15 protein-coding genes are annotated in these 18,464 nt (G+C 64.9%); 4 read left to right on the plus strand and 11 right to left on the minus strand.

What is annotated here, in order from left to right:
* The first annotated feature begins 24 nt into the window (after positions 1–24).
* Genes K5R33_RS04665 through K5R33_RS04675 form a run of 3 tightly spaced genes read left to right on the plus strand, consistent with a single transcriptional unit; the run spans position 25 to position 3,682 of the window.
* The gene (locus K5R33_RS04665) at positions 25–1,521 is read left to right on the plus strand and encodes a sugar ABC transporter ATP-binding protein (protein ID WP_220747789.1); all 1,497 of its coding nucleotides are present in this window, start codon (positions 25–27) and stop codon (positions 1,519–1,521) included.
* A gap of 12 nt (positions 1,522–1,533) precedes the next feature.
* On the plus strand, positions 1,534–2,553 hold the full coding sequence (locus K5R33_RS04670; RefSeq protein WP_220747790.1) for an ABC transporter permease: 1,020 nt from the start codon (positions 1,534–1,536) through the stop codon (positions 2,551–2,553).
* A 28-nt stretch (positions 2,554–2,581) separates the two neighbouring features.
* The gene (locus K5R33_RS04675; protein WP_255576018.1) at positions 2,582–3,682 is read left to right on the plus strand and encodes a substrate-binding domain-containing protein; all 1,101 of its coding nucleotides are present in this window, start codon (positions 2,582–2,584) and stop codon (positions 3,680–3,682) included.
* 115 nt (positions 3,683–3,797) lie between these two features.
* On the opposite strand, the gene K5R33_RS04680 is transcribed toward K5R33_RS04675, so the two are convergent.
* Positions 3,798–5,522 carry a DEAD/DEAH box helicase gene (locus tag K5R33_RS04680; protein WP_220747791.1) on the minus strand — a complete coding sequence of 575 codons (1,725 nt, stop codon included), beginning with the start codon at positions 5,520–5,522 and terminating at the stop codon, positions 3,798–3,800.
* 77 nt (positions 5,523–5,599) lie between these two features.
* Positions 5,600–5,974 (minus strand): c-type cytochrome, encoded by a 375-nt coding sequence (locus tag K5R33_RS04685; protein ID WP_220747792.1) that lies wholly within the window; start codon positions 5,972–5,974, stop codon positions 5,600–5,602.
* Between the two features lie 166 nt (positions 5,975–6,140).
* Between K5R33_RS04685 and K5R33_RS04690 the strand changes: the two genes are divergently transcribed.
* Entirely contained in the window at positions 6,141–6,641 is a 501-nt protein-coding gene (locus tag K5R33_RS04690) for a GNAT family N-acetyltransferase (protein WP_220747793.1), read from the plus strand.
* A 280-nt stretch (positions 6,642–6,921) separates the two neighbouring features.
* Here the strand turns inward: K5R33_RS04690 and egtD are convergent, their stop codons facing one another.
* The 9 genes from egtD to acs all read right to left on the minus strand — a co-directional run bounded on the left by egtD (position 6,922) and on the right by acs (position 17,913).
* Positions 6,922–7,851, minus strand: a complete 930-nt coding sequence (gene egtD, locus K5R33_RS04695; RefSeq protein ID WP_220747794.1) for an L-histidine N(alpha)-methyltransferase — start codon at positions 7,849–7,851, stop codon at positions 6,922–6,924.
* Positions 7,851–9,098, minus strand: a complete 1,248-nt coding sequence (egtB, locus tag K5R33_RS04700) for an ergothioneine biosynthesis protein EgtB (RefSeq protein ID WP_220747795.1) — start codon at positions 9,096–9,098, stop codon at positions 7,851–7,853. The genes egtD and egtB overlap by 1 nt, the downstream gene beginning before the upstream one ends.
* A 167-nt stretch (positions 9,099–9,265) precedes the next feature.
* The gene (locus tag K5R33_RS04705; protein WP_255588413.1) at positions 9,266–10,642 is read right to left on the minus strand and encodes a 3'-5' exonuclease; all 1,377 of its coding nucleotides are present in this window, start codon (positions 10,640–10,642) and stop codon (positions 9,266–9,268) included.
* 18 nt (positions 10,643–10,660) lie between these two features.
* Complete coding sequence (locus K5R33_RS04710) at positions 10,661–11,182, minus strand: hypothetical protein (RefSeq protein ID WP_220747797.1); 522 nt, start codon at positions 11,180–11,182, stop codon at positions 10,661–10,663.
* A gap of 37 nt (positions 11,183–11,219) precedes the next feature.
* On the minus strand, positions 11,220–13,040 hold the full coding sequence (locus K5R33_RS04715; protein WP_220747798.1) for a putative nucleotidyltransferase substrate binding domain-containing protein: 1,821 nt from the start codon (positions 13,038–13,040) through the stop codon (positions 11,220–11,222).
* 98 nt (positions 13,041–13,138) lie between these two features.
* Complete coding sequence (locus K5R33_RS04720; protein ID WP_220747799.1) at positions 13,139–14,938, minus strand: sodium:solute symporter family protein; 1,800 nt, start codon at positions 14,936–14,938, stop codon at positions 13,139–13,141.
* 3 nt (positions 14,939–14,941) lie between these two features.
* Positions 14,942–15,244, minus strand: coding sequence for a DUF4212 domain-containing protein (locus K5R33_RS04725; RefSeq protein ID WP_220747800.1), 303 nt, complete (start codon positions 15,242–15,244; stop codon positions 14,942–14,944).
* Between the two features lie 84 nt (positions 15,245–15,328).
* Complete coding sequence (locus K5R33_RS04730) at positions 15,329–15,946, minus strand: adenylate kinase (protein WP_220747801.1); 618 nt, start codon at positions 15,944–15,946, stop codon at positions 15,329–15,331.
* Complete coding sequence (acs, locus tag K5R33_RS04735) at positions 15,946–17,913, minus strand: acetate--CoA ligase (protein WP_220747802.1); 1,968 nt, start codon at positions 17,911–17,913, stop codon at positions 15,946–15,948. Before acs ends, K5R33_RS04730 begins: the two co-directional genes overlap by 1 nt.
* Between the last annotated feature and the right edge of the window lie 551 nt (positions 17,914–18,464).

The raw sequence follows: 18,464 nt of genomic DNA on the forward strand, positions 1-18,464 counted from the left end.
CTGGTGACCCAGGGAGGAGGGCGCATGACCACACAGGACGGCCTATTTTTCGATTCGGTCGAAAAGACATTCGGGGGCACGCACGCCCTGCGCGGTGTCTCGCTGCACATCAATCGGGGCGAGATCGTCGCCCTGTTGGGTGAGAACGGCGCAGGCAAATCGACCCTCATCAAAACGCTGGGTGGTATCCATACGCCCGACACTGGGGACGTTCTGGTGGACGGGGTTCCCTATCGCCATGTGTCGGGCCAATCCTCGGTCCGACAGGCTGTGGCCTTCATTCACCAGGACCTGGGTCTGATCGAGTGGATGTCCGTCGCAGAGAATATCGCCATGGCGGTTGGCTACCCTAAGAAGATGGGCCGCATCGACTGGCCCGCGACCGAAGACCTGGCGCGCCGCGCCCTGGCCCATGTGGATGCGGAGTTTGAGCCGACCGCCCGCGTGTCATCGCTCACTCGCACGGAAAAGAGCCTTGTGGCCATCGCCCGCGCCCTGGCCGTGGACTGCGATTTCCTGGTGCTGGACGAACCAACAGCTTCCCTGCCCGCCGATGAAGTAGAACGCCTGTTTGCGGCGCTCCGCCCGCTCAAGGACAAGGGCGTGGGCATGATCTACGTCAGCCACCGCTTGGACGAAGTCTTCCAGATCTCTGACCGGGTTGCGGTGCTTCGTGACGGGAAAATGGTTGGGATGCGCGACATCGACCACACCAACCCCGAGGAATTGGTGAGCCTGATCGTTGGGCGCAAAGCGCGCGAGATTGCCCGCCCCGAGGTGCAGGAGGGCGCGGCCCTGCTGACAGCGACGGCCCTGCGGACGGCAAACGCCGGCCCCATCGACCTGGAGATCAAGCGCGGTGAGATGATCGGTCTCGTCGGTCTGCGCGGTGCGGGGCACGAGGACATCGGGCGCGCGCTCTATGGGCTGGAGGCGCATGAGGGCGAAGTGCTGCTGGACGGCAATGCGCCGGACCTGTCGTCACCACGCGCTGCCATGGGCTCGGGCATCGGGTTTGTCGCCCGCGACCGCGTGGTCGAAAGCATCGCGCCCGCGCTGACCATCCGGGAAAATGCCTTCCTCAATCCGGCGGCCACGGGGCGCCCCATGATGTCCATGACCTCGGTCGCGACCGAGGATGCCATGGCGCGTGACCTGGGCGAGAAGGTCGGCCTCTCGCCAAACGACCCGACCTTGGCCATCGAGGCCCTGTCCGGGGGTAACCAGCAAAAGGTCGTCGTCGGACGTTGGCTCGACACCGGGCGCCGCCTGCTGATCGCCGAAGATCCGACGGCGGGCGTCGATGTCGGTGCCAAGGCCGAAATCTATCATCTACTGTTCGAGGCGTTGGCCTCGGGCATGGGCGTCCTCGTCGTCTCCACCGATTTCGAGGAAATCGCCAACATCTGTCACCGTGCCGTGGTCTTCAGCCGCGGGCGCGTCGTGGGTGAGCTTTCTGGTGTCACCCTCTCCACCGAAACCCTGATCCAGGCCGCCTCGGCCGGTGACGAAGCCGCTTGAGGACCTTGCCCCATGAATTCCGTTGAATCCGACGCGCTGGAACCCACCCGCGATGAGTTGGCCCGCATGGGCCTGGCCGACAAACTGATCCGATTGGCCCCAGTCTATGGGCTGGTGATCCTGACGGCGCTGCTGATCGTGCTGTTCTCGATCCTACTGCCGAACACCTTCCCGACGCTTTTGAACCTGCGGGCGATCATCGCCGATAAGTCGATCATCGCCTTGCTGGCCCTGGCGGCAATGATCCCCATGGTCGCTGGGCGCATCGACCTGACCGTGGGCTATGGGATCGCGCTCTGGCACATCCTCGCGATTTCCCTGCAAACCATGTACGGCCTGCCTTGGCCCGTCGCCGTGGGGATCGTGCTGATCCTGGGGGCCGTCACCGGCGTCTTCAACGGCTTCCTTGTGGAGGTCGCCAAGATCGACGCCTTCATCGCGACGCTGGGCACGGGCACTGTCCTTTATGCGCTTGCGTTGTGGCACACGGGCGGGCGGCAGATGGTCGGCGTCCTGCCCGAGGGGTTCTTTGACCTGACGGGGTTTGCCTTTGGGCTGCCGGTGACCGGGTTCTACGTCCTGGCGATTACCATCGTGATGTGGCTGATCCTCGAATACACACCCGTTGGCCGGTACCTTTACGCCATTGGCGCGAACCCCAAGGCGGCGCAGCTGAACGGGATCCCGACGCGTAAATATGTGGTGGGGGCCTTCGTGACCTCTGGGACGCTGACGGCGCTGGCCGGTGTCCTGCTGGCGTCGAAACTGCGGATTGGCCAGGCCTCCGTCGGGCTCGAATACCTGCTGCCCGCGCTGGTGGGGGCCTTCCTCGGCTCGACCACGATCAAACCGGGCCGCGTCAATGTCTGGGGCACGATCACCGGTGTGGTCATCCTGGCCGTGGGCATCTCCGGCATCCAGCAATTCGGCGGCTCCTTCTGGGTAGAGCCCCTGTTCAACGGCATGACCCTGCTGATCGCCATCGGCATCGCAGGCTATGCGCAGCGCAAAAAAGGTGCTGCGCGCAAGTAACCATCAGCATTCCATGGGAGGAACAACTATGCTGAAGAGAACCCTACTGACCGGCGTCGCGGCGATGATCGCCCTGCCCGCCTTTGCGGACGGCCACGCCGCCAAGATCGAAGCAGCGATGGAGAGCGTCGCGAAATACGCAGGCCCCAAGACCGAATGGGATGGCCCCACCGAAGGCCCCGCCGCCATGGAAAACGCCCGCATCGTGGTGCTGGCCGGTGACCTGAAGAACGGCGGCATCCTGGGCGTGACCAAGGGCGTCGAAGAGGCCGCCGCCGCCGCGGGTTGGTCCGTCAACGTGCTCGACGGCGCCGGATCGGTGCAGAGCCGCGCCGCCGCCTTTGGTCAGGCCTTTGCCCTGCAACCCGATGGGATCATCATCAACGGCTTCGACTCGACCGAACAGCAGGCCGCCATCGAACAAGCCGCCGAGGCGGGGATCCCCATGGTGGCCTGGCACTCCGGCCCGGTCATCGGCTGCGATCCGGGCAACGGCATCTTCGCCAATGTCTCGACCGACGCGATGGAGGTCTCGGCGGCCTCGGCACAATGGGCCTTCGCCGATGCCGATGGCGAGCCCGGGGTGGTGATCTTCACCGACTCGACCTTCCAGATCGCCATCGCCAAAGCAGACCGCATCAAGGAAGAGATCGAGGCCCTGGGCGGCACCGTGCTGGAGTATGTGGACACGCCGATTGCCGACACGTCCAACCGGATGCCCACGCTGACCACGGCCCTGTTGCAGCGCCATGGCGCGGCCTGGACCCACAGCCTGGCGATCAACGACATTTACTTCGATTTCATGGGGCCGTCCCTGGCCTCCGCCGGGATCGCGGGGGATGCGCGCCCCTTGGCGGTTGCCGCCGGGGACGGGTCGGAAAGCGCCTATCAGCGGATCCGCGCGGGCCAGTACCAGGCCGTGACCGTGGCCGAGCCGCTGAACCTGCAGGGCTGGCAGCTGGTGGATGAGTTGAACCGTGCGATGCAGGGCGCCGAATGCTCCGGCTACCTCTCGCCCCTGCATGTTGTGACGGCTGAAAACATCGCGCTTGATGGCGGCGATGACAACATCTTCGATCCCGGCAACGGCTACCGCGATGTCTACAAAGGCATCTGGGGCGTCGAATAAGGCGCCCCCTGCCCCGGCCCCAGCGCCGGGGCCCCGGCGCGAGGGCCGGGGCAGGGTCACTTGCGAGCGGCGGCCATTGGGTCGCCGTTTTTATCCCTGGCTGACCGCCGACAGTTTATGACTTGTGCTTACCGCCTTGGGCGGCGCGAGCCTTATTCTTCTTGCTGTTCGGCTTCCCCTCGGGCGGGCGTGGCCCCTTCGGCTTGAACCGGGGCTTACCGAACTTAGCGCCGCCCGGCCTGCCCTTGCCACCGGGACGCGGCCCGCGATCATCGGGCGGGGGGCCGTCGGACGGACGCAGGTTCAGCCCACCCTCGATCCCATCGCGCGCCGCCTCAAAGAAGGCGTCTGCCTCGCCCTCGGCGATCTGCACGAAACTCTGGGTGTCGCGGATGCGGATGGCGCCCACGGCATCACGGGTCACGTCACCCGCTTTGCACAGGATCGGCAGCAGACGCTTGGGATCCAGGCGCTTATCGCGACCGCCAGAGATCTCAAACCAACGGCTGGCCCCAAACTCCCGCTTAGGACGGGGGGCGTCGTGCGTGACCTCGGTCAGTTCCTCGGGCGCGGTACGGTGGCGGGACATCAGGCGCAGATAGGCCGTGGCCAACTGCTCGGGCGAGAACCGCGCGGCCAGTTCCACGACCGAGGGCGACTCGCTCTCGGTGGTTTCCTCGAACCAGGCGGGATCCTCCAGCATCCGCTCCCGGTCCTTGGCGCGGACCTCATCGGCGGAGGGCGCGGCCTGCCACTCCGCCTTGAGCTTGGCCCAGCCCAGCAGGCGGTGAGCCTTCTTCACGGCGGCGGGCGGCACGATCAAAGCGCTGACCCCCTTGCGCCCGGCCCGGCCCGTCCGGCCCGAACGGTGCAACAAGGTGTCGGACCCGGTGGGCAGCTCCGCATGGACCACCAGATCCAAGTTCGGCAGGTCGATCCCCCGCGCCGCCACATCGGTCGCCACGCAGACCCGCGCGCGCCCGTCGCGCATGGCTTGCAGTGCGTTGGTCCGCTCCTGTTGGCTCAACTCCCCCGACAGGGCCACAACGGGAAACCCCCGGTTCGACAGGCGCGTGGTCAGCCGCGCGACCATGGCGCGGGTGTTGGCGAAGACGATGGCGTTGGGTGCCTCGTGGTAGCGCAGCACGTTGATCACGGCGGCCTCGGTGTCGCGGGGCGAAACGGTCAGCGCCTGGTAGGTGATGTCGCTATGCTGCGTCTGTTGCGAGACAGTGGCCACGCGCACGGCGTCCTGCTGATAGCTTTCCGCCAGTTTGGCGATGGCCGCGGGCACCGTGGCCGAAAACAGCAGGGTCTGCCGCGCATCGGGGCATTCGGACAGGATGAACTCCAGATCCTCGCGGAACCCGAGGTCCAACATCTCATCGGCCTCGTCCAGCACCACGGCTCGGACAGAACCCAGGTCGATGGAGCCCCGCTGAATATGATCGCGCAGCCGGCCCGGCGTCGCGACGACCACATGGGCGCCACGGGCCAGCGCCCGCCGCTCGTCGCGCATGTCCATGCCGCCCACGGTCGAGGCGATGACAGCCCCCGCCTTGGCATAAAGCCACGCCAACTCCCGTTTGACCTGCATAGCCAATTCGCGCGTTGGGGCCACGATCAGGGCCAAGGGGGCCGCCGCCCCATCGAAGGTCTCGGACACGCCAAGGATCGTCGGCGCGATGGCGAGGCCGAACCCCAGGGTCTTGCCCGACCCGGTTTGGGCCGAAACCAGCATATCGACCCCATCCAACTCGGGCGCCAGAACCGCCTGCTGGACCGGTGTCAGGGTGTCATAGCCACGCTCGGCCAGGGCATCGGCAAGTGTCTGTTTCATCGCATTCCATCCCGCGCCGCCCCGGATCAGGCGGCCAAGGGGCGCTGCTACGCGGCCCAGCGCGAAATGTATAGGGGTTACCGCTGCAGGCTTTCCACATAAGCGGTCAGGGCCAACAGATCGGCGGGGACCGGCGTACCAAAGCCGTCATGCTCGATGATGACGGTTTCGCCCAGGCCCTCTGCGCCGAACTCGGGCATAACGGCATCGGCGTCGCCGTGCCGGTCCAGGCCATCGATTGTGCCCATCACGAATTCATCTGGGAAGGTGCCACCATTGCGGGCGGACAATTGGGTCAGGTCAGGCCCCAAGCCGCCGGTACCATCGGCCCCATGGCAGGACGCGCACATGCGATCATAGAGGCGGGCACCGCGCTCGGCGCTGATGTCCCACTCCGAGGGACCGTAGGAGACACAACCGGCGAGCAAGAGAAACAGGACGGACACGCGCATGGGAGGGACCTTTCGCATGGAAGTTGAGGGCAACGCCTAGATCGCGTGCCCATCGCAGGCATTGATCCGCGTCAAGGGGGAGTGTCTTTGCGCCAGCCAAAGGTGATGACGGGCCACAATCCCCAAGGCAATCGCACGAAATCAGAGGGACGGGACCGCGCGACGAATGGCCGATCCGCCAATCCTCATCACAGACCGTCTGCGCCTGCGCGGGTTAGGGGCGGGCGACCGGACGGGTTTTCTCCGACTGACGGGCGATCCGCGGGTGCGTCGGTTTCTCGGAGGCGTGCAACCCTATGACGTGCGGCAGGCACGCTTTGCGGCCCTGACGGCGCCGCCCATCAGCGGCTGGTCTTGGGCCGTCACAAAACCTGAGAGCGACACCATGCTGGGGGTCATCGAACTTAGCCGCCATAAGGACGGGGAAGACCACGAGGTGTCCTATCAATTCGATCCTGACCAATGGGGGAACGGCTTCGCATCGGAGGCCGCGCGTCGGGTTCGGGTCTTTGCGATCACCGACTTGGGGCTGCCTAGGATCATCGCCGAGACACAGACGGCGAACCATCGGTCCCGTGCCGTGCTGGACCGGCTGGGCATGGTGGAAATCGCGCGGATCCGGCGCTTTGGTGCGGACCAGGTCCTCTATGGGACAGGCAGCAGCTGACCCCTTGCGCGCAAAGGGGCGGCCGGGCGGAGTGCACGCGCAAGGTTCTTGCGCCCCAAGTCATGACGGCGCGACCCAGGACGCAGCGGGCGGCGCGGTTACCCCTCTACCCCAAGGCCCTGCCAACCAAGCAACACCTCCTAATGCGCCACCGCATCTTGAGCTACAACGCGCTTTACCGAGACATCGACCGCCTGAGGATATGGCATGCACGCCCCTCCTTTCGCAGGGCCAACGGGTCCGCCCCGAAGCAAGACGTCGGGCGTCACAGCACAGCGCGTCATGCCTGCAAGATAGCGACGGCAAACCGGTCCTGCTCGTCCGTGAGCAGCTCCGCCAAACCCCACCCTGCGGCCTCGGCAAGCTGTCCCAGGGTGTCTGGCGTGTACTTGCGACAACTTTCGGTATGGATGCTCTCTCCATTCGCGAAATGGATCACCTCCGGGCCAAGCGTCACCTGCATCGCGCGGGTGGCCACCAGGTGCATTTCGATGCGGGCCGGGTCGTCGCACCAGCGGGCCTCGTGGGCAAAGGCCGCCACGTCGAAATTGGCCCCCGCCTCGCGGTTGAGACGGTGCAAAACGTTGCGATTGAAGGCAGCCGTCACACCGGCTGCATCGTCATAGGCCGCCACCAGGGTCGGAACCTCTTTGACCAAATCCGCACCCAGGATGAAATGCCGCGCATCCGGCCAAGCGCGCGCCCGCGCCAGTAGGTCGATGGCCGCCTCTGGATCGAGGTTGCCGATGGTTGAGCCGGGGAAAAACCCTACCTTTGACGCCCCCGCGACCGCATCCGGCAAATCCACCGGTCCAGTGAAGTCCCCCACGACCGGATGAATGGACAGGTCGGGATACCGGCGCATCAAATCGCCCGCCGTGTCCAGCAAGAAGCCTTCGGAGATGTCGATGGGCACGTAGGCCCCAAAATGCGACCCCGCATCCAGCAGGGTCCTTGTCTTGACCGAAGCCCCCGAGCCAAGCTCTACCAAAGCGCCACCACCCGGCACGAGCGCCGCCAAGGCCGCGGCATGATCGCGCAAAATCGCGGCCTCGGTCCGGGTGGGATAATACTCCGGCAGATCGGTGATCTGCTCGAATATGGCACTGCCCGCGTCGTCATAGAACCACTTGGGCGAGAGCCACTTTTGCGGCGCGCGTAGGCCATCCAGGGCGTCGGTCACAAGGTCGGTGTTCGTTTGGTCCAGCATCACAGGTCCCTCGCCAAACGCAGGCCCATCATCTGCCAGCGCTGATGGGGATAGAAGAACGTCCGGTAGCTTGTCCGCATTTGGTCGCGTGGCGTCGCACAGGATCCGCCGCGCAGCACCATCTGGTTGACCATGAATTTGCCGTTGTATTCGCCCAGGGCCCCCTCGGGGGCCCGGAAACCGGGATAGGGCGTGAAGGGCGAGGCCGTCCATTCCCACACGTCGCCCCAGATTGCCCGACCCGGTAGGGGGCGCAACGGGCCATCATCCAGAAAATTGCCTTGGATCGGGTCTGTCTCAAAGGCGATCTCGTGCTCCGCCTCCGTGGGCAAACGCGCATCGGCCCAGCGGGCATAGGCCTCGGCCTCATAGTAGCTGACGTGAACCACCGGGGCATCCAGCGCCACGGGTTGCGGCCCGCGGAGGGTATAGGTCCACCAGGTGTCGTCTTGTTGCCACCAATAGAGCGGATGCGCCCACCCCTCGCGCAAGGCCACGGCATGGCCTTCCATCAGCCAATGCCGCGCATCCCCGTAGCCACCGTCTTCCATGAAGGCGATCCATTCGCGGTTGGTGACCGGGCGGTCGGCAATCTCATAGGGGGTGAGATAGGTCCGGTGGCGCGGCCCCTCACAGTCATAGGCAAACCCGCCGCCATCATGACCGATCTCCACGAGGCCCTCGTCGTGTTTGGTCCAAGTCAGGGGCACCTCGGAGGTCACGGGCAAAGGCTCCGGCTCTCGGTAGACGGGCAGAAGCGGATTATGGGACAATCCGTGCAGCAGGTCGGTGACCAACAACTCCTGATGCTGCATCTCATGGTGGCAGCCCAACTCTACCAACCCCGCGATCTCATCGGCGTCATCGCGCGACGCCGACATCAGATCGGCCAGCGCGTCCTCCACATGGGTACGGTAGGCGCGCACCGCCTCGCCGCCCGGGCGCGACACCAATCCACGCTTGTCCCGCGCATGCCGCGGCCCGGCTTGGACGTAGTAGCTGTTGAAGAGGAAGGCGAAGCGGTCATCGGGGCTGACGTACGTCGGCAGACGCGGGCGTAGGATGAACTCTTCAAAGAACCACGTGGTATGGGCCAGATGCCATTTCGCGGGCGAGGCATCCTCCATGCTTTGCAGCATCATATCTTCGGGACTGAGCGGCGCGGCCAGCCGGTCGGTGCGGGCCCGCGTCCTTTCAAACAACAGTAGCGCGTCGGAGGGGGCGAGCGGGGCGAGGCGAGGCTGCATCTGCGTCTCCTGGTGGTTGGACCTCCAGACCTAGCAGGCGCGCGCCATACAGAAAGAGGCGAGGCATCAATCTGTTGTGTTCGGCGGACACCTGACCTGTCCAGTGGCCACATCACATCCGCGCGACAGGGGGCAGCGCACCGATGACGCGGAGGGTTGCCTTGCGGCTATCCTTCCAGTTTCAGGATACGGGCGTGCTTCTGCGCCTCCGCCCGGACGGCGCCATAGGTCCCGAGGCCCCGCGCCTCCAACACAGGCAGCATCGCCGCGAACGCCTGGGCCGTGGCGATGGCGTCCCCCATGGCCGTGTGACGCAAATCGGCGCGCACCTCGATGTCGAGACGATCACAGATCGCATCCAGCGTGTGTTCCGCCGCGCCACCGAACACGATGGCGGACAAATGGACCGTATCCAACACCGCATGGTCGAACCGCAGCCCCGCCGCATCGCCAGCACGCCGCAAGAACGCCATGTCAAAGGGTGCGTTATGGGCCAGCAGAACCGCGCCGTCGGCAAAGCCATGGAACGCCGCGCAGACCTCCAACAGGGCCGGGGCATCCGCGACCATGGTGTCGTCGATGCCGTGGACCTTGGTCGAGGCAGCCGGGATGGATCGCCCCGGGTTGACGAGGGTCTCAAAGCGCTCCGACGGGATCACGCGGCCGTTCACGACGCGCACCGCTCCCAGTTGCACGACCTCGTCCCGGGCTGGGTCCAAACCCGTCGTTTCGCTGTCGAACACCACAAAGGTCAGATCCCGCAGGGCCGTCGCCTCCACCGCGTCGGAGGGTGCGCGATCAAACAGATCGAAGTCATAGACCAAGGGACGGGCCGCCGACGGCGCCAGCGGTGTCAACATCAGCGCATAGCCCGCCGGGGCATCAAACCGCCGGAGGTGCCCGGTATAAAGGTGCCCCGCGCGGGAGGTGATTGAGATTGCGCAGAGCCCCTCCCGCGCCGTGGGCACGCGGTCCAGCGCCGCGTCCAACGTTTGGGGCTCAAAGTAGTCATAGAGCGACGCCATCAGCCTGGGCGGGCTCACCCGTTCCAGGATATCGGCGGCCTGCCCATCGTAGAGAACCAGTTGGTGGGAAGGCGTCGCGATCATCACGGCGACGGGAATATCCGACAGGATTCGCAGAAACTGCGCACGTTGGCGCTCCAACCCGTCGATCCGGTCCGCGGTCGCCTCGTCCTGGGCCTCCGCCTGGCTGGAACGGTGTAGCGCAGCGGCCGCCGGGCCCAGATCCCCCAAATAGCGCGCGGCGCCCGCGTCAATGCTCCGTGCGCTGGCGGCCTGCGCCCGCAGGCGAAAGTCTGCGGCCAGCCCGTCGATAGGCCGTCCGATGTGTTCATCGAACAGGCGCCAGATGAAGGTCACCAGGGCGAGCCCCCCGAACACGCCGACGAGGCCTGAGGTCACGAAGGCGGAGAAGGCCTCGGGCGTGCCTGCCTGGCGATAGCCAAGGATCGCCGCGCCCCCGGACACCACGACGAAGCCAAGCCCAACGACGCAAAAGAACAGAAAGATCCGCAGCCTCAACCCGACCCCGCCCATGGCTCAGACCTCGGCGCAGGCGGCGGCAAAGACCGGATCGCCCTCGGGCGCGGCGCGCCAATCCGCGCCTTCGACCGCACCGTCTGGGGCAAAGGCGACGCCATCGGCGATGTCCGCGCGCCGCCCCTCGGCGCAGTCGAACAGCATGGGGATCTTGGCCGTCCTGGCCCAGCGGCCATAGAACACAAGGTCCACGATGCGCTGTCCCGGCTGATCCGGGTGGGTCCGCTTGGCCGCAACGTCCACGGCGACGAAGCGCGTCACATAGGGTGCGGCATAGGTCCACGGACGGTAAAAGGATCGCTCCTCAATGGTTTGCGCGACGACCATCCCCTCCGGCATCCGTTCCCGCGTGCGGTCGTACCAGCCGTATTCGCTGCTGATGGCGGCCAGCAACATGGCCGCCCCAGCCGCCACCGGCATCAGCCAGCGGGGCAGGCGCCCTTTCAGCGGGCGGTTGATCGCCCAGACCAACAGCGCCGCTGCGACCCCGGCCACAATCGTGCCGATCAATTCAAAGAACATGGTCTCTCCCCTCCCCCGGGTCCGTTCTGCGGCCTGCCTACCCCAACAGGCCGCGCCCCTGCATCAGGGCGGATTGCATGCGTTTTACCACCACAAAGGCATCGCGTAGATGACTTCGCTCAAATTCTGACAGGCTGCTGGGCGCTAAAAAGTTGTCCGGCGCATGGCCCATGCGAATCTGGCGCGCCTGATGCGCCAGACGTGTGTCCGCGATCAGATCATAGGCATCAAGCAGATCCCGCCCGCCAGAGGCGCTGACGGCACCCGCATCAATGGCGGCCGTCAGACGGTCACGCGTCGCCACCGCTTCGCCCGCCGATTGTAGCGCGTACATCCGGGCCAAATCGACCACGGGCACCACACCGGACAGCTTGAGGTCAATGGTCTTGCGATGCTCGCCAGAGCGGATGGTCGCAAAGCCCCGCAGCATACCCAAGGGCGGCGCATGGGACAGGGCGTTCGTCGCCATATGGGCCGTAAAGATCGAATTCCCCGAGGCTTGAGCCAACGTCTCGGCGTGGAGCCCGTCGAACAACCCCATGTCACCGCCAATGGGGCGGAGGTCGAACATGACCGAGGCGAGCATCTGCGCCTCTTTCGATGGGGTGGCAATCCAAGCGGCGAAGGTATCGCGCCACGCACTGACAGGCATGGTCCATCGGGGATTTGTCGCCATCATATCGCCGGGGCAATAGATGTATCCGCAGGCGTTCAGCCCGTCGCTGACGAAGCGAGCAAGGGCATCGAACCAGGGCAAAGCCTCGTCCGGCAACCCGTCTTCCAGGATCAACACATTGTCCTGGTCTGACACGCCGGTCTGTTCCCGGCGCCCCTGGCTGCCACAGGCCAACCAGAGGTATCGGCCCGGCGCCGGGCCCAGCTGCGCCTCGCCCAGGGCCAGCAAGCGGCGGGTGACCACATCGGCCACATCCGTGACCGCGCGGGTGACGGTGTCGTGTCGATGCCCCGCTGCAACCAGCTGCGCCAACATCTGAGGCAAGCGCGCCGTGGCCGCGGCCAGGCCCTCCACATCCGTGGCTTGGGCGGCTTCGGCCACCAAACCGGCAGAGGTCGCCGATTGGAACCGGGTCAGATCCGTCTGGGTCACGATCCCCAGCAAGCGATCGCGGGCCACAATGGGCACGTGACCCATATGCCGCTCCGCCATGAGGTGGAGGACATCGGTCCCCGTCGCCTCGGGCGGCAAGGTGATCGGGTCCCGCGTCATGATCTGGGACAGGGGCGTGTCACCGGCGATGCCTTCGGCCAGCGCCCGTCCGACGAGATCTCGCAAGGTCACGAGACCGATCAGGCGCGTGCCCTCGGTGATGCAAAGGCAGGAAATCTTGCGCGCCTGCATCATCTGTGCGGCGGCAATCACCGTCACATCGCCCGCCACGGCAATGGGGTCGCGCACCATAAGGTCGGCCACACGGGTTGCAGACAGATCGCTGGGACGGGGCGCCTCGGGCGCAGAACGACCCCGGGCAAAGAAAGCCCGAAAGGTCGCGTCCTCGCCGTGCAAGCGGTGGAACAGGTCCGCGGGCAGATGCAGCAGGCGGGTGGGGTCTTGGGTAACGGCGGTCGTCGCGGCGCGCCCATCGCGCAGCAGACCCCGTTCCCCGAAACTGTTGCCAGAGGCCAGCAGTGACAAGATCGTGCCATCACCGTCGGTGATCCGCACCTGGCCACTGGCAATGACGTAAAGACCTGTCAGGTTGGTGCCAAGCGCATAGACCGGCGCGTCAGCGTCCAGGTCGATCCAGGTGGAGGCAGCCGCCACCTCGGCGCGCGTGGCCTCGGACAAGGCATCATAGGGATGCTGTCGGGCCAGGAATGTCAGGATCTCGTCAGTCATGGGTCAACCCCCGGACGAAAGAGGCTCCGCCCCCAAAGCTGGGAGGCGAAGCCAAGAGAGGACCGGCAGGGGGAGAGGTCCGCCGGTCCAGAGTGCGATCAGTGATCGACAGCCGCACCGGCACCGGCAGGCACGCGGACGCTTTCGACCAGGTCCTTGATCTCCTGCGGGGTGTCGGCCGTGGCCAGGGACACACCGTAGGCAACGGCGAAGTTGATGATCGCGCCGATGGCACCGATGGCCGTGGACTGGATCCCGAACAGCGAGCCGTCGACGGTGTCGGGGAAGCTGTTGGTGCCGGCCACGAAGAACCAACCCTTGTGCAGGAAGATGTAGATCAGCGTGAAGATCAGACCGGAGAGCATCCCCGCGACTGCGCCGACGTTGTTCACCCGCTTGGAGAAGATCCCCATCATCAGGGCCGGGAAGATCGACGCTGCCGCCAGACCGAAGGCCAGGGCCACTGTCTGCGCCGCAAAGCCCGGAGGATTGAGGCCCAGGTAGGTGGCCACCGCGATGGCAATCGCCATGGCGCCCCGTGCGGACATCAGCTCAGCCTTCTCGGACATGTTCGGCGTCAGCTGACCCTTCAGCAGGTCGTGGGACACCGCCGAGGAGATCGCCAGCAGCAGGCCAGCCGCCGTGGACAGAGCCGCCGCAAGGCCACCAGCCGCCACCAGACCGATCACCCAACCCGGCAGGTTGGCAATCTCGGGGTTGGCCAGAACCAGGATGTCGCGGTTGAACTTGGTCAGCTCGTTGCCTTCCCAGCCGTTCGCGGCAGCCGTGGCAGCCATGGCTTCGGACTTGTCGTTGTAGTACTGGATCTTGCCGTCGCCGTTCTTGTCTTCCCAGTCCAGCAGACCGGTTTTCTGCCAGGTCAGCATCCAGGCGTATTCGTCCTGGGTCTCGATCTGTTCGACAGACACGGCCTCACCGGAGGTACCATTCGGCCACATCAGGTCGGTGATGTTCAGGCGAGCCATGGCGCCAACAGCCGGGGCCGTCAGGTACAGCAGGGCGATGAACACCAGCGTCCAACCAGCGGACCAACGGGCGTCGGAGACCTTGGGCACGGTGAAGAAGCGCATGATCACGTGGGGCAGACCCGCGGTACCGATCATCAGCGACAGCGTGAACAGAACCATGTTCAGGTTGTCTTTGTGGGCTTCGGTATAGCTGGCAAAGCCCAGATCGGTGACGATCTCGTCCAGCTTGGTCAGCAGATAGACCGAGCCTTCGCCGCCAGAGGCTTCGACCGAGCTAAACAGACCCAGAGCCGGGATCGGCGTGCCGGTCAGTTGCAGCGAGATGAAGACGGCCGGGATCGTGTAAGCCAGGATCAGCACGCAGTACTGAGCAACCTGGGTGTAGGTCACGCCCTTCATGCCGCCGAACACGGCGTAGGCGAACACGACACAGGCCCCGATCAGCAGACCGGCGGTGTTCGAGATCTCTAGGAAGCGACCGAAGGCCACGCCAACACCGGTCATCTGACCGATCACGTAGGTCACCGAGGCGACGATCAGGCAGATCACGGCCACAAGGCGCGCGGTCGGGCTGTAGAAGCGGTCACCGATAAACTCGGACACGGTGAACTTGCCGAACTTACGCAGGTAAGGCGCCAGCAGCAGGGCCAAGAGCACGTAGCCGCCCGTCCAACCCATCAGGAAGGACGAATTGTCGTAGCCGGTGAAGGCAATCAGGCCCGCCATGGAGATGAACGAGGCCGCCGACATCCAGTCAGCCGCCGTGGCCATGCCGTTGGTGACAGGGTGAACACCGCGACCGGCGGCGTAGAATTCGCTGGTGGAGCCGGCACGGGCCCAGACCGCGATGCCGATGTAGAGCGCGAAGGAGGCGCCCACAAACAGCAGGTTTAGTGTAAACTGGTCCATGGATCAGTCCTCCTCAACGCCGTATTGCTTATCGAGTTTGTTCATGCGCCAGGCGTAGAAGAAGATCAGGCCCAGGAAGACCAGGATCGACCCCTGTTGCGCGAACCAGAAACCGAGGTCGGTGCCGCCGACTTCGATGCCCTTCAGCAACGGGCGCAGCAGAATGCCGAACCCAAAGGAAACCGTCGCCCAGATGGCGAGGCTCCAATAGATCATGCGGACGTTGGCGGCCCAATAGCCCGCCTCGTCCTGTGCCGCTTTCTTAGCTTGCGGCACATCCTTTAAGTTTGTGGTGTTGTCCGCCATCCGGCGTCCTCCTCTTGGTTGGCGTTCGCTGGCGTTGGTGGGGACCGGACCTCCCTTTGGTCCGCGGCCCCCGCCAGCCCGGTTTTAGGCCGTCTCGGTGGCCAGAAGATCGGCGAGGGACCCGCCGACTGTCTCGATGTCCTGCATGGCGTCCACACCGCTCAGCAGTCCCAGCGCGTGGTAGTAGCCAGTCAGCGGGGCGGTCTTTTTGTAGTATTCCATCAGGCGCAGCTTCAGGCTCTCGGCGTTGTCGTCGGCGCGCACGGGTTGACCGGCGGCACGGGCCGCTTCGGCACGACCAACGATGCGGTCCACCAGGATGGCGTCATCGACCTGAAGTTCGATCACGGCGTCGAGCGACTGACCCGTCTTCTCCAGAAGCTCCGCCAGGGCGTCGGCCTGGGCCAACGTCCGGGGGAAGCCATCAAAGATGAAGCCCTTGGCCGACACGGTGGTCAGCTTTTCCTCGATCAGACCGATGACAATCTCATCGGTGACCAATTCGCCCCGCGCCATAACGTCGGCCACGCGGTTGCCCATTTCGGTCCCGCTGGACTTGGCCTCGCGCAGCATATCGCCGGTGGACAGCTGAACCATGCCCTGGCTTTCAACCAGGATCTCGGCCTGGGTGCCCTTGCCTGCGCCCGGAGGCCCAAGCAAGATCACGTTGACCGTCTTCGTCGGTTGGGTCGTCCCGTCCATCACGCGTCCTTCCGGTTCATGCGATTTTCGATGAGGTCGTCGACAACGCTAGGATCGGCCAAAGTCGAGGTGTCGCCAAGGCTACCAAAGTCGTCCTCGGCGATCTTGCGGAGGATGCGGCGCATGATCTTGCCGGAGCGGGTCTTGGGCAGACCGGGCGCCCACTGGATCAGGTCCGGCTTGGCGATCGGGCCGATTTCGGCGCGGACCCAAGTCTCCAACTGCTTGCGCAGCTCTGGCGTCGGCTCCACGCCGCCCATCAGGGTGACATAGGCGTAGATACCCTGACCCTTGATGTCGTGGGGGTAGCCCACCACGGCGGCCTCGGCCACGGTTTCATGGGCGACGAGCGCGCTTTCGACCTCGGCGGTGCCCATACGGTGGCCCGAGACGTTGATGACGTCGTCCACACGACCGGTGATCCAGTAATCGCCATCGGCGTCACGGCGGCAGCCGTCACCGGTGAAGTAGTAGCCGGGATACTGGCTGAAGTAGGTCTGCTCAAACCGCTCATGGTCGCCCCAAACGGTGCGCATCTGGGCGGGCCAACTGTCGGCGATGCACAGGACACCCTCGACATCGTTGCCCTCGACCACTTCGGCGGACTGCGGGTCCAGCACGACGGGCTTGATGCCAAAGAACGGCTGCTGGGCCGAGCCGGGCTTCAGCTTGGTGCCGAACGGCATGGGCGTCATCAGGTGACCGCCGGTCTCGGTCTGCCACCAGGTGTCGACGATGGGGCAGTTCTTTTTGCCCACGACTTCGTTGTACCAGTTCCAGGCCTCGGGGTTGATCGGCTCACCCACGGTGCCCAGGACGGTCAGAGTGCTGAGGTCGTACTTTTCAACGAACTCCGGCCCCTTGCCCATCAGCGCGCGGATGGCGGTGGGGGCGGTGTAGAACTGATTGACCTTGTGCTTTTCACAGACCTGCCAGAACCGGCCCGCATCGGGATAGGTCGGCACGCCCTCGAACATCACCGTGGTCGCGCCGTTGGCGAGGGGGCCATAGACGATGTAGCTGTGGCCGGTGACCCAGCCCACATCCGCCGTACACCAGAACACGTCGCCTTCGTGGTAGTCGAAGACGACCTCATGGGTCAGCGAGGCATAGGTGAGGTAGCCGCCCGTGGTGTGCACGACGCCCTTGGGCTGGCCGGTGGAGCCGGAGGTATAGAGGATGAACAGCGGATCCTCGGCGCCCATTTCCACGGGCGTGTTCTGATCCGAGGCCGCCGCACAGAGCGCGGTCAGATCGTGGTCCCGGTCGGTCCAAGTCGTCTCTCCACCGGTGCGCTTGACCACCAGGCACTGAACATCGTCGGAGCAATGCAGCAGCGCCTTATCGGCGTTGGTCTTGAGCGGGGTCACGCGACCGCCGCGGGGCGCCTCGTCGGCGGTGATGATGACTTTCGCCTCACAGCCGTTGACCCGCTGGGCTAGGGCCTCGGGCGAGAAACCTGCGAAAACGATAGAATGGATGGCGCCGATGCGGGCACAGGCCAGCATCGCGTAGGCGGCCTCGGGGATCATGGGCAAATACAGGATCACCCGGTCGCCCTTGGTGACGCCCTGGTCGGTCAGGACGTTGGCCATACGGCAGACCTGGGCGTGCAGTTCGCCATAGGTGATGTGCTGGGCTTCGTCCTCGGGGCTATCGGGTTCCCAGATGATCGCGGTTTGGTTGGCACGGGTGGCCAAGTGACGGTCGATGCAGTTGGCGGCGACGTTCAGCGTGCCGTCCTCGTACCACTTGATCGAGACCTGCCCGAGGGTGAAGTCCACGTCCTTCACCTTGGTGTAAGGCTTGATCCAGTCCAGGCGCTTGCCCTGTTCGGCCCAATAGGCCTCCGGGTCGGCGGCCGAGGCGGCATAGGTCGTCAGGTATCCGGCGGCATCCACATGGGGGGCGGGTCTGGCGGCAGAGCCCTCCGCAGTGGCGGTCCGGGGTTCGTCGATGGTGTCCATTATAGCCTCCTCGCACTGTGATCCGTGGGAGCGCCAGCCGTCCTTTGCGGTCGATCTCCCACGGCTCCCTAGGGCAAAGGCGTACCGGGACCAGAGTAAAAGTGTGACTATACTGTTGCATACCAACAATAATCTTGTGAACAAATTTTCTACGACGTCCGGTTTTTGTAAATAATCGGTAAACTAAGTAGAATTTGGTATGTGTTTACGCGCCATGCCCTGTAAACGTAGGTTGACGCTGGGACAGTGTTAGCGTCGGACATCTGTCAATCTCGTCAGATTGCCCGCCTCGGGCCCCTTACCCACCGACCAAATGCGTGATCGTTCACATAAGTCTGATCGGCGAAAACCCGCGCTCGCCATGGCCTGGAAACAGCCTCAAAACTGATCCGATTCGGTCCCAATTGGGGGCGGTGGCACGGGCTGTCGGCTTAGGGTGAGCCTTGCGCGGTCAACTGGCCGAGAGGCGGGGGAAAGCCCGTAACTTCGAGGCGACCCGCAAGCCGAAACGCGCCAGCGCCGCACGCTCCTACGCGCATCACATGCGTCTA

The organism is Jannaschia pagri, from assembly GCF_019655435.1.
GTDB lineage: Bacteria > Pseudomonadota > Alphaproteobacteria > Rhodobacterales > Rhodobacteraceae > Jannaschia > Jannaschia pagri.

Excerpts from the sequence above, each read along its gene's own strand:
- K5R33_RS04670 (WP_220747790.1), top strand. The coding sequence starts at position 1,534 with ATGAATTCCGTTGAATCCGACGCGCTGGAACCCACCCGCGATGAGTTG.
- egtD (WP_220747794.1), bottom strand. The coding sequence starts at position 7,851 with ATGCTGGACCAAACGAACACCGACCTTGTGACCGACGCCCTGGATGGC.
- K5R33_RS04665 (WP_220747789.1), top strand. The coding sequence starts at position 25 with ATGACCACACAGGACGGCCTATTTTTCGATTCGGTCGAAAAGACATTC.
- acs (WP_220747802.1), bottom strand. The coding sequence starts at position 17,913 with ATGGACACCATCGACGAACCCCGGACCGCCACTGCGGAGGGCTCTGCC.
- K5R33_RS04715 (WP_220747798.1), bottom strand. The coding sequence starts at position 13,040 with ATGACTGACGAGATCCTGACATTCCTGGCCCGACAGCATCCCTATGAT.
- K5R33_RS04710 (WP_220747797.1), bottom strand. The coding sequence starts at position 11,182 with ATGTTCTTTGAATTGATCGGCACGATTGTGGCCGGGGTCGCAGCGGCG.
- K5R33_RS04680 (WP_220747791.1), bottom strand. The coding sequence starts at position 5,522 with ATGAAACAGACACTTGCCGATGCCCTGGCCGAGCGTGGCTATGACACC.
- K5R33_RS04690 (WP_220747793.1), top strand. The coding sequence starts at position 6,141 with ATGGCCGATCCGCCAATCCTCATCACAGACCGTCTGCGCCTGCGCGGG.
- K5R33_RS04675 (WP_255576018.1), top strand. The coding sequence starts at position 2,582 with ATGCTGAAGAGAACCCTACTGACCGGCGTCGCGGCGATGATCGCCCTG.
- K5R33_RS04685 (WP_220747792.1), bottom strand. The coding sequence starts at position 5,974 with ATGCGCGTGTCCGTCCTGTTTCTCTTGCTCGCCGGTTGTGTCTCCTAC.
- K5R33_RS04725 (WP_220747800.1), bottom strand. The coding sequence starts at position 15,244 with ATGGCGGACAACACCACAAACTTAAAGGATGTGCCGCAAGCTAAGAAA.
- egtB (WP_220747795.1), bottom strand. The coding sequence starts at position 9,098 with ATGCAGCCTCGCCTCGCCCCGCTCGCCCCCTCCGACGCGCTACTGTTG.
- K5R33_RS04730 (WP_220747801.1), bottom strand. The coding sequence starts at position 15,946 with ATGGACGGGACGACCCAACCGACGAAGACGGTCAACGTGATCTTGCTT.
- K5R33_RS04720 (WP_220747799.1), bottom strand. The coding sequence starts at position 14,938 with ATGGACCAGTTTACACTAAACCTGCTGTTTGTGGGCGCCTCCTTCGCG.